General features: G+C 41.5%; 8 protein-coding genes and 2 pseudogenes. 6 read left to right on the forward strand and 4 right to left on the reverse strand.

Annotation, left to right across the window (positions count from 1 at the left end):
• Window positions 1–157: 157 nt before the first annotated feature.
• On the reverse strand, window positions 158–1,720 hold the full coding sequence (locus M3221_RS19740; RefSeq protein ID WP_251273418.1) for an alkaline phosphatase family protein: 1,563 nt from the start codon (window positions 1,718–1,720) through the stop codon (window positions 158–160).
• Between the two features lie 407 nt (window positions 1,721–2,127).
• Here M3221_RS19740 and M3221_RS19745 point away from each other — a divergent pair.
• The 5 genes and pseudogenes from M3221_RS19745 to M3221_RS19765 all read left to right on the forward strand — a co-directional run.
• Window positions 2,128–2,800: pseudogene (locus M3221_RS19745) on the forward strand (YdeI/OmpD-associated family protein).
• Between the two features lie 196 nt (window positions 2,801–2,996).
• Window positions 2,997–3,575 carry a hypothetical protein gene (locus M3221_RS19750; protein ID WP_251273419.1) on the forward strand — a complete coding sequence of 193 codons (579 nt, stop codon included), beginning with the start codon at window positions 2,997–2,999 and terminating at the stop codon, window positions 3,573–3,575.
• A gap of 524 nt (window positions 3,576–4,099) precedes the next feature.
• Window positions 4,100–4,591: a DUF2975 domain-containing protein gene (locus M3221_RS19755; RefSeq protein ID WP_251273420.1), complete on the forward strand. Its 492-nt coding sequence runs from the start codon at window positions 4,100–4,102 to the stop codon at window positions 4,589–4,591.
• Between the two features lie 10 nt (window positions 4,592–4,601).
• The gene (locus tag M3221_RS19760) at window positions 4,602–4,811 is read left to right on the forward strand and encodes a helix-turn-helix domain-containing protein (protein WP_242237644.1); all 210 of its coding nucleotides are present in this window, start codon (window positions 4,602–4,604) and stop codon (window positions 4,809–4,811) included.
• Window positions 4,812–4,870: 59 nt separating this feature from the next.
• Window positions 4,871–5,029: pseudogene (locus M3221_RS19765) on the forward strand (DUF817 family protein); the annotation flags it as partial.
• A gap of 80 nt (window positions 5,030–5,109) precedes the next feature.
• Here M3221_RS19765 and M3221_RS19770 read toward each other — a convergent pair.
• The 3 genes from M3221_RS19770 to M3221_RS19780 all read right to left on the reverse strand — a co-directional run bounded on the left by M3221_RS19770 (window position 5,110) and on the right by M3221_RS19780 (window position 8,823).
• Complete coding sequence (locus M3221_RS19770; protein ID WP_251273421.1) at window positions 5,110–6,864, reverse strand: GDSL-type esterase/lipase family protein; 1,755 nt, start codon at window positions 6,862–6,864, stop codon at window positions 5,110–5,112.
• Window positions 6,865–7,071: 207 nt separating this feature from the next.
• Window positions 7,072–7,602 carry an ECF transporter S component gene (locus M3221_RS19775; protein ID WP_251273422.1) on the reverse strand — a complete coding sequence of 177 codons (531 nt, stop codon included), beginning with the start codon at window positions 7,600–7,602 and terminating at the stop codon, window positions 7,072–7,074.
• Between the two features lie 456 nt (window positions 7,603–8,058).
• Window positions 8,059–8,823, reverse strand: coding sequence for an alpha/beta fold hydrolase (locus tag M3221_RS19780; protein WP_251273423.1), 765 nt, complete (start codon window positions 8,821–8,823; stop codon window positions 8,059–8,061).
• A 438-nt stretch (window positions 8,824–9,261) separates the two neighbouring features.
• Between M3221_RS19780 and M3221_RS19785 the strand changes: the two genes are divergently transcribed.
• Window positions 9,262–10,365, forward strand: a complete 1,104-nt coding sequence (locus M3221_RS19785) for a 5-methyltetrahydropteroyltriglutamate--homocysteine S-methyltransferase (protein ID WP_251273424.1) — start codon at window positions 9,262–9,264, stop codon at window positions 10,363–10,365.
• Window positions 10,366–10,549 lie beyond the last annotated feature (184 nt).

Raw genomic sequence — 10,549 nt, forward strand, 5'->3', positions numbered from 1 at the left:
AATTAGCGCCGCATTCCCCTTCAACATCCTCGATGTGGTGGGGGAAGCGCTAATTTTTGTTCGAAATAAGGGATGCTTCATCAAAATCTTTGATTTAAGTGGAGAGGTTCACCAGGACCAAATGGCTTCATATAAAAATTGCCGTTTCTTGTTTGTGTTATTTGGCGAGTTTTACCAGCCAGTCTTTGAAATCAACTAATCGCAAATGTTTAGGTGCTTGATCTGTTCCTGCGATAATCAGAGGAACGACAGAATCTGCTTTATGCAAGGAGCCGTGCGCTGCTGTTCCTGCATGATTCGGACTGTTTTTTTCAACAAATTCATAACCCGGTTTGGCATCAATAATGATATACCGGCCTTCGTGTGAGCGAAGGGCTCCATCTAATCTTGCAAGGGCATCCGGGTAGTCACCATAGCTGATTTCATTTTGTTCATTAATAGATAAATCTAAAAGGGCAGGATCTCCGTTCAGCGTCCAGGATTGTCCGTAAGAATCTGTGTATGGGCCGTCAGGGGAAAAAGTAAAAGGCGTATCGGATTTTGACGACACTACATAACCCGTCTCTCCCTTTTTCCAGGCAATGAAGCCAATCCTGGAATCGGCTTTTAATCTTGCTGAAATATCAGAAATCTTAATCGTTTCATCCTGCAGATAAACGTACGCCATGCGCTCATTAACAGCTAAAGCAATTTCCTTGTTAGACGGCTGATCCGGTGTCCAAAGAGTATATTGATCCAATAATATGGTTAAATCAATCAGCGCCTTGCTGCGATCATTTATAACAGCAGATTGCGCACTGTCTCCATGTACAATCCAGGTCATCTTTTGAATCGCTTCCTCCCATGATGGATAGGCATTCAAAATCATCTGCAGCTGCTTATCCACTTCTTCAATACCTTTCTGTTCCATTGGTCCGTTTTTGTGAATATCACGGTCCAGATCGGGGAAGTAGGCCAGCGTAAAAGGCGGCAGCTGATTTTTTTGGATAAAGTATTTCAGTTCATTTGCCGTAAAGTAATCGTTTACGCCAGTACTTTTCCATATATGATTAGACCAATCATTTTCCTGGTTGTATTGTGTCAAGCTTCCTATGGACAGAAGAGAAGGACCGTTTACTTCTACATTGCGTGGCAGCAGATTCATGCCGGTGAAAAGTTTTGGAATGTGTAAGCGATGAACTTGATTACCACGATAGATCAGTCCGTTAATGGAAGCAGACTGGATTTCGCTTCTTGCCAGCTCTTCATAAATGGTGGGAACATACCGGCTTAGATGTGCCTTGTTTAAGTGAATTAAACTGTCTGCTAATATTTGCTTTGCGCCAATATCTAAAAATTCGATTTTTCCAGGACCGTAATTAATGACTCGGTTTTCGTCCTTTTTGAGCCAGACAAGGCCAGGAACTTTATGATCATTGGCGTATGTACCCGTTAACAAGGTACTATCGATGGTGACGGACATGGTAGGGTAAGAACTGACCACGTCAGAATAGTATTGGCCATGTTTTATTAAGAATTCAAATGCAGGTGCTTTTCCTTCTTTTATTGCTTTTTGTAGGGGCTGATCCATCAGTGAGTCAATGACGAATACGACTACAGGCTTGGAAGATGCCTTGGTCGAAACGTTAACTAGATCTTTTCTGGGCGTTATCAGCAAATACCGGCTCAGGCCGGTAATCATGAATATGAAAAGAATAACCGGTAAGACAATTTTAAGCATCATGACTTCACCCTTTTCTTTACATTGTGATTAGTATGGATAGAAAGAGAAAAGTGAATACATAATTGAAAAATTAAAAAGCTTTTAAATATGGCTTGTTTGGAGGTGACATATAAGCTGATCTGTTTTAGTTTAATTTTTAGTATCCAGCTTGGTTTTATTTTGTCTTATACGGTTTGGTTTATGATCGGATAATTCATGAAGTTTTTTAAAAGGCTATTTTAATTTTGTTGATATGGAGTGTCATTTTTGCCAGCACTGGATCCTATGACTATAGATAAACTATGGAAAAACGATAACCGATTTGAGAAACAGACATATTATTTGGTTAATGCCTATAACGTTGCTAACTGTGAAGGATGCTCTTACACTATAAGTAGAATAAGCAATTTTAAGGATGGTTAAGGATGCCGAAAACAATAGTGGAAAAATTGAACCTAAAAAAATATGAAAAAGCAGCAGTATTAAACTTGCCAGATGGAGCAGATTATTTAACAGAGTTACACAATTATGACACTGACCTAGCCAATAGCAAATATGACCTTATCTTTGCCTTTGTGTTAGATATGGAGTCTTTAAAAGCAACCGTATCCAAGGTGATAGAAGAAAATCATTTAAATAAGAATGGCTATATGTTCTTGGCTTATCCAAAAAAGGGGAATAAAGTGTATACAACATTTATTCATCGAGACGAGCTAATGAATGGACTGGGAGCAGGGGAAAATGGCTACCTTGGGACCAGTAACATTAAATTTGCACGTATGGTTGGGTTAGATGACGTGTTTACGGTTGTCGGTCTGAAAGAGGAATCCCGTAACACAAAGAATACTTCTACAAAAGCCAGTCAATGCGTAGACGATTATATCGAAATGATTCCACATGTGGAAAAGGATTTGCAGGATACTCCGGAGTTACTTGCTTTCTTTCAGTCACTCACTCCAGGATACCGTAAAGATTGGGCTCGTTATGTGTATAAGTGCTAAACAGGAGGCCACCAAAGCAAAGCGGCGCGAGGAAATGAAAATGATACTTGGAGCGGGTTACAAGAGCCGGGATCTCTATCGCAGAAATAACTCTTAACAATCACCTTATGAAAAAGATGCAAAGCTATTTAAATACTAGATATCAAAAAACGAGACTATCCCCAGGTCGTTATGAATGAATTTTGGGACAGTCTCTATTTTTTTTGAAAATCACATTATAAAGTAAAGATCCAAGGTATTCTCTTATCATCATCGCGATCGTCTCTGCGGTCGTCATCGCGGTCATCCCGGCGGTGTCTGCGGTCGTCATCGCGATCGTCTCTGCGGTCGTCATCGCGGTCATCCCGGCGGTGTCTGCGGTCGTCATCGCGATCGTCTCTGCGGTCGTCATCGCGGTCATCCCGGCGGTGTCTGCGGTCGTCATCGCGATCGTCTCTGCGGTCGTCATCGCGGTCATCCCGGCGGTCGTCATCGCGGTCATCCCGGCGGTGTCTGCGGTCGTCATCGCGATCGTCTCTGCGGTCGTCATCGCGGTCATCCCGGCGGCGTCTGCGATCGTCATCGCGATCGTCTCTGCGGCCTCTCACATCATCGCGGTCATCCCGGTGATGTCTGCGATCATCATCGCGATCGTCTCTGCGGCCTCTCACATCATCGCGGTCATCCCGGTGATGTCTGCGATCATCATCGCGATCATCCCGGTGATGTCTGCGATCATCATCGCGATCGTCTCTGACACCTCTCACATCATCGCGGTCATCCCGGCGGCGTTTGCGATCATCACTACCGTGGTTTGGATTAAACCAAACATCAGAATAGTCATTATCGTCGTAGCATCTAAAGCCCATAAAAAATCCCCCTCTCTTTCTTAAAATAGCAGGATCAAAATGTACCCTGCCCTATATCATATGATCTTCTACACTCAATGGTATAGTTTGCGTTACTAGTTTGGATGAAAGAAAATAACTTTCCCTGTGAAAAAGTGTTTTTGGCTGCCAAAAGAACACACTCAACAAGTTGCGGGTTTATCGACAGCTTGTTAAGGTAAAGGTTACCCGAAGGAATGCTTCAAGGCATGTTTTTATTTCGGAATCTAAGGATGTCCTAATTTTAAGGAGAAAGTGTTGCTGCTGCGAAGGCGGGGGAAAGACATGTGTGGATTTTGAACAAGGTTTGATCAAAAATCTCGATGATGTACAGGATTCAAGCGCAAATTGAATCGTTTTAGTTTTTATGGAGCATTCCTTTGTAACGAGGAATGCTTTTTGTTTCTGTTTAGGATTAAAGGAATATTTATGTAAGAATAAAAATATAATAAAAATCAATAATACTTTGTTGAAAAACGATAAATATCATGTTAAATTCAAATTAACAATAAATAGGTGAGGTGTTTTTTATGAAACGAGGGTCAACACTCTTTTTAAAAATAGCTGTTATTCTTATGGGAATTCCAGTTCTTGCTTTGTGTCTATTTTTGTTGCCTCAAATAGCGACTGAAGCAAATGAAGCAGCAGAAAGAGGCGCAGATGTGGCTTTTGTGGTATATGGCATTTTAATGGTTATGTATGTATCGACGGTACCGTTTTACATTGCTCTGTATCAAGCTTTTAAACTTTTAAGTTATATTGACAAGAACAAAGCTTTCTCGAAATTATCTGTAAGGGCTCTAAAGAATATAAAAAACTGTGCCATCATAATCAGCGGCTTGTATGTGATAGCCTTGCCGTTAGTCTATATCATGGCGGAGATAGATGACGCACCAGGTCTCGTATTAATCGGAATGGTCCCTATCTTTGCTTCAATGGTCATTGCAGTGTTTGCCGCAGTTCTTCAAAGGCTTTTACAAGAAGCCATCGATATAAAATCAGAGAATGACTTAATCGTCTGAGGTGAAAAACATGGCAATTATAATCAATATTGATGTGATGCTGGCTAAAAGGAAAATGAGCGTAACAGAACTTTCGGAGAGGGTTGGAATCACGATGGCTAACCTTTCAATACTGAAAAATGGAAAAGCAAAAGCCATTCGGTTTTCAACTTTAGAGGCCATTTGTAAAGCTTTGGAATGCCAGCCTGGTGATATTCTAGAATACCGAAATGATGAATGAAGACACCCAGGGTAAATAAAGTGGGTTACTATATTCAGAAAAAGCCTTTGAGAGCACAGATTACGCGAGCACTAAAACAACTCATTCGTTTTGGTTGGGAGCAGGCCCTATCATGTTTATTTCCTGTTGTTATTTTTGCCTCCCTGGCTTTTACACAAATCATGCCACTTCCCTTCCTGCCTCGATATGACTGGCTGCTCATCATCTGCCTTCTGATCGGGTCACAGGCGTCTTTATGATAAATCGCTTCATTGAAATAAAAAGGGGTCAAAAAAGAGCGGCATGAGAGCCGCTCTTTTTATTCAATCATTTTAAATTCTGTTGATAAAACAAGGGACAGTGACTCATTTTGTACATCTTCAGCGTTTGCAAGGGAGTGCACCACTCGATAATCCCCTGCTGTAAGCGGCTCTTTATAGAGCTTTGAATCAAGTGAGATGCTGTCTGACATCGCCTGATTAAACCTTAAGAGGCTGGCGACAGCAGGCAGGGGAGTGAAGTCATCTGTATGCTCTACAGTAACCCATTTATTATTCACTCTTTTCTGAAGAGTGCCCGGTGTAAAGTAGTATGATTCAGGAGTGATGCTCGATAACGTAATCTTCACACTCTTATCGGCAGACAGGTCATAAACCTCTTTATCTGTTTTGATGGATACACCTGATTTATATGGCAGGTACTCATTGTCTTCTTCGGATAGTACTTCTTTTACTGCCTGGGCTACAATATCATTGCTCTTTGGAGTTAAATGAATGCCTACTTTTTCGTCGATCAGCCCGCTCTTGATGATCGCTGCATCCGTTTCAGCACCCACTTCATCGATTAGGAGATCGTAAACGTCTACAAGCGGAACAGCCTGCTCTCTTGCCACCTGGCGGATGATATCATTGTAGCTGTCGATCCATTTACGCAGTCCGCCTTTACCAGCGTATTTGCTTGCAATGTGAGGATGCTTCGCTAACTGGGATGTATAATATGTTTCTTCGACAGCAGGTGGATTTGTCATTAAGATGACCTGTGCGTTTCTCGCTCTGAGCTGGGCAATCATGCTTGTCAGGTTCTGTTTAAATGTCTCTTTACTGACTTGCGGCTGAGTGCCATTAGGCGGTATGAGCGCATCGTTTATGCCAAACATAATAGAAACGATACCAGGGTTTAAATCCAGCACTTCTGTTTTAAAACGCTTCATGCCTTGTTCTGTCGTATTGCCGCTGTATCCCGCGTTATATACATCTGCCTCCATATCCTGGCTGTAAAGGGCAGCTACCTGGTCTGTCCATTTATGGTCCTGGTACTCTGGATAATCCGCTTGAAAATAGGAGCCGGATGTATTGCTGTCTCCAAAAGCGATAAATCCAGATTTCTCTTCATTGAATAACGACTGCTGGTATTGATAGGCTCTGTGTATCAATAACGCCAGTGCGCCTCTTGTAATAGAAGCACTCGAGCCGTATGATGTTTTCGTTATTCCTGCTATGATGCCTGGATCTGTTAACGCACGGACAGCCTCTTCATATCTTGTTCCTTTAACGTCCGTAAATGGAGTCGGCTCATTATTTGTATCCAGGGAATGTTTAAGCGCATTGTAAAGCATAATAGCGGCTTCGCCTCTTGTAATGTTAGATCCAGAACCAAACTCCGTAGTGGTTTTGCCGTTTACAACACCTGCCGCCTTCAGCGCTGAGACATAGAGAGCTGCCCGCTCTGGCACATCTGTAAATCCGGATACAGGCGGGTTTGGATATTTGGCGTGAAGGCCCATGTATTTGCCGAGTATCACAGCCGCATCTACACGCTTGACTGGCTGATTAACTCCAAAAGTTAAATCGGGAAATCCGTTTATTATTCCGCTTTCATAGAGAAAGGCAACAGCTTCTTCGTATCTTGTTCCTTCTGTATCCGTAAACGATACGGATGCTGCTTTCGCATTCAGTGGCGACAAATTGTTTTCTGTAGCTGCCTGCGCATTTTCTGTAAACGCTGGCGAAAGGGAAGAAGTAAGCACTGTCCCTGCTACAAGTGATGCAGCTAAAACATTCAATGGCTTTTTCATGGTTTTTTTCTCCTGTTATGTAATTTAATAGATTCATTATAACAAAATATTGTCCGATTACTCATGGATTATTTTTTCTAGAACATTAAAATCTATTGGTTTTTTTCTAGGGATCCGTTCAAAAAAGCAAAAAAAAAGACGAGTTTAACTCGTCTTTTTTCATCTGCCGGATTATCCAGGTACCGGTTACTTATGCCGTTATATCTTTTAAAGCTGTCTAGTTCTTTTGCTTAAGCGTCCTGCCAGTGGCGCGACAATAATACCGGCTACGACAACCTGGAGAACGTTTCCTGGGATAGAGCCGAATGGCTGAATCCAGTTACCGTAAAGAATCACTTCAGCAAAATAGTAGCCTACGATTTTGATCACCAGTGCAGCAGCTACTGCCAATGCAAAAACAACCATTCTTTTGCCGGGTACTTTTTCTGCTATGAGACCGGCTACAAAGCCCATGGCACCTACAATAACGAATGTAAACGGTGACCAGATGGCCCAGCCAGAAAGAACATCAAACAAGCCCATCCCGAAGGCGCCTGCAATTGCGCCTGTTTTTCTGCCGTAAAGGAAGGCTGCTAGAAAAAGAGGCACGTTACCTAGGTGGATAAGGCCTCCGTTACCCATGATCGGGAGCTTTATGTTAATGAACATTGTGGCTACCAGGGTTAACGCGACAAAAAGAGCATTGATCACTAAAACTTTTGTTTTAGTTGTTTCTTTGGATAATGATGATGTATACATATGATAACCTCTTTCTTGTTGTTGAATTTTATCTTACTACTAATCTGTTGAATAATAAATACTTAATATTCTATTTATTCATTCGTACAGGTATGGAATTTTGGTAACAATGTTATGGAGTACCAGCGTAAAATTCCCTGGGTTGCATTCTCAATAGATAATCATATTTTTATGATCCATTGAATGGTTATGGTGAGCACGGAAGGTGGTTCTAGTTCGGAATACCGCAATCTGAACAGGTTGTTTAGAGTTAATAAAAGGAATAAAATCAAGTTTCCGTTCATTTTTCTCATTTCACGGCCTTGTATTTTTTAATGAAAGAAGTAGAGGCAGCAGACAAGCACAAAAAGAAGGGGAGGGCAAAAATGGGGGCATGTTGTAAGAAATACCCCAAAGCATGATATATAAAGATTTTTAAGGCGATAAAGGGAAGTGCTAACATCGTGCTTGCAAAATTTATTTTACTTCATTTATGATAACATCATTTTTAATCCACTCTTCCAGCATGTTGTTAAAAAGCAGAGGATTTGCTAAAGAGAATCCGTGACCCATTTGAGGAATGATCACACCTTTACAATTTGGATTGCTTTTCATGATTTCTGTCATGGAATCTTTCATGATTTTTTTCTCTTTCTCTCCTACGGTAACGACTATTTTGCTGCGTGCGTTCTTGAAGTTTTGTGGTATTTTAAATGACATGTTTTCGTTCATGATTCGGAAAAATGTATCCTTGCTGATTCGACGGCTCTCTTGATAATAAATATTGAAGTAGTCTTCAGCGATATACATAGATTTTGCCTGGATGTTAGAAAAAGCTTTAAGCTTTACAAAGGGAAAGGCAAACCGCATAGACTTGATTAGCATGTTCGCTAAAGGTATAGGTTTCACTAAAGCACTATTAATTATGGCGAAATCAATCAGCTTTGGCTTTTTACTGAGCATGGCGATTAACACTTGAGCTCCTAACGAGAAACCGACTGCAATAACAGGTTTGCCTTTACCTGCTTCCTCAATCAATGCAATGATTTCCTCAGCCGCTCCGTTTATGGTAAAGGGTGTTCCGCTTTTACTGTTTCCCTGTTCGGGCAGATCAGGAACTAAACAATGAAATTGTGAAGAAAAGTATTCAACTTGTTTATCCCACATCCACCCACTAACCCCGCCGCCGTGAATAAAGACCATGAGCGCAGAGCTTTTATCTCCATACTCTTTATAGTGCATGCACATTTCACCACCATTTTTATCTTTTTTACTTGTATCAATGATACTGCAAAAAATGTACATAGTCTCTTTCCTGATGCCGAAGCCACAATCTGGGCGAAAGAAGCCTTCAAACATTCATTTACCAAACAAGGTCTTTCATTCATTGAATAGGGAAGAGGCCTTTTTTTGTGGCAGTCGCATGAGTATACTTCTATCCCTATAACTAATGGTCCGAGAGATGAATATATCTCCGTATTTAAATAAAGGGATAACGAAGAATTACGGTAGTTCTAGCTTAAAGTTATAACAAGAAATAGATTTTAGGTGTTATCCTGCGTACGTTTTTCCATGTTACATTTATCTCACATCAATAAGACAAGAGAAAAGCAGTCCTATCCAGGGGAGAGCCCCAATGAAGAACGTTTTCCATAAAACAAGAGGAAAGAAGGAATTCAAATGACAAAAACAGCGGTTAAAGCGCCATTTAGAGCAGATCACGTAGGAAGCTTGCTTCGTCCTCAATCAATTCATGATGCGAGAAAGAAATTTGCGGAGGGTGCGATTACAGCTGAACAATTGCACGCCGTGGAAACAGAAGAAATCAAAAGAATCGTGGACAAACAAATTGAAGTCGGCCTTCAAGCGGTAACGGATGGCGAATTCCGCCGCAGATTTTGGCATACAGATTTCATGGAGCAATTAAACGGTGTGGAAGGGTATGTTCCTGACCACGGATATAAATTTGAAGGTGTAGAAACCGAAGCATATGATGTGCGTGTGACGGGCAAGGTATCTTTTAATCCCGATCACCCTCACCTGAAAGAATTTATCGAATTTAAAGAAATCGTGGGTGACCGTGCAGTGGCCAAAATTACACTTCCAAGCCCAAATCAATTTTTTAATGCCGGCATCCGCAACGAAGACATTTATCCGGAGGTTGAAGATTTCGCGAAGGATATTATCCAAACCTACCGAGATGCACTCCAAGCATTTTATAATGCGGGCTGCCGTTACCTGCAGCTGGATGATGTGTATATTGCAGGGCTTTGTGCACCGGAGCTTCCATTTGCCAAAAGCGATTTGGAAAGAGAAAAATTGATTGACCTTGCTTTGCGTGTGGTAAACGGAGTGCTTGAAGGCAAACCAGAAGACTTAACAGTCACCACTCACCTTTGCCGCGGAAACTATCAATCTGCCTGGGCTTTCGAAGGTCCGTATGACCGAATCGCTCCGAGTTTCTTTGCGAAAGAAAAAGTAGACGGCTTCTTCTTAGAATATGATGATGAGCGTTCCGGTAATTTCAAGCCGCTAGAACGTATTCCAGCAGGCGGACCACAAGTCGTGCTAGGGGTGTTTACTTCTAAAAACGGCGAATTAGAAGATAAAGAAGCAATCAAAGCACGTGTACAGGAAGCAGCCAATTATGTTCCACTTGAACAAATTTGCATCAGCCCGCAATGTGGATTTGCTTCCACACATCATGGCAATAAATTAACCGAAGAACAGCAATGGGAAAAATTAAAATTTATTGTGGATGTGGCAAAAGAAATTTGGGGATAAAATAGAAACAAGCTGTTGTTAGGTGCTAGCTAGTGAACCTCTCCAACTAATTGCTGTGCAATTTGATGGAGCATCTCTGCCAGAAACATGAAAAAACATACTCTGACTTCATTGATTTTCCTGCTTCATCGATATCTGCCCTGTTCTTCCGAACAGGGTCTTACATTATCTCCACAGGCGTTGT

Source organism: Domibacillus indicus (assembly GCF_023715895.1).
In the GTDB taxonomy this organism is placed as follows: domain Bacteria; phylum Bacillota; class Bacilli; order Bacillales; family Domibacillaceae; genus Domibacillus; species Domibacillus indicus_A.

Coding starts and splice junctions, on each gene's coding strand:
- M3221_RS19785 (WP_251273424.1), top strand. CDS start 9,262: ATGACAAAAACAGCGGTTAAAGCGCCATTTAGAGCAGATCACGTAGGA.
- M3221_RS19755 (WP_251273420.1), top strand. CDS start 4,100: ATGAAACGAGGGTCAACACTCTTTTTAAAAATAGCTGTTATTCTTATG.
- M3221_RS19760 (WP_242237644.1), top strand. CDS start 4,602: ATGGCAATTATAATCAATATTGATGTGATGCTGGCTAAAAGGAAAATG.
- M3221_RS19740 (WP_251273418.1), bottom strand. CDS start 1,720: ATGCTTAAAATTGTCTTACCGGTTATTCTTTTCATATTCATGATTACC.
- M3221_RS19775 (WP_251273422.1), bottom strand. CDS start 7,602: ATGTATACATCATCATTATCCAAAGAAACAACTAAAACAAAAGTTTTA.
- M3221_RS19770 (WP_251273421.1), bottom strand. CDS start 6,864: ATGAAAAAGCCATTGAATGTTTTAGCTGCATCACTTGTAGCAGGGACA.
- M3221_RS19780 (WP_251273423.1), bottom strand. CDS start 8,823: ATGCACTATAAAGAGTATGGAGATAAAAGCTCTGCGCTCATGGTCTTT.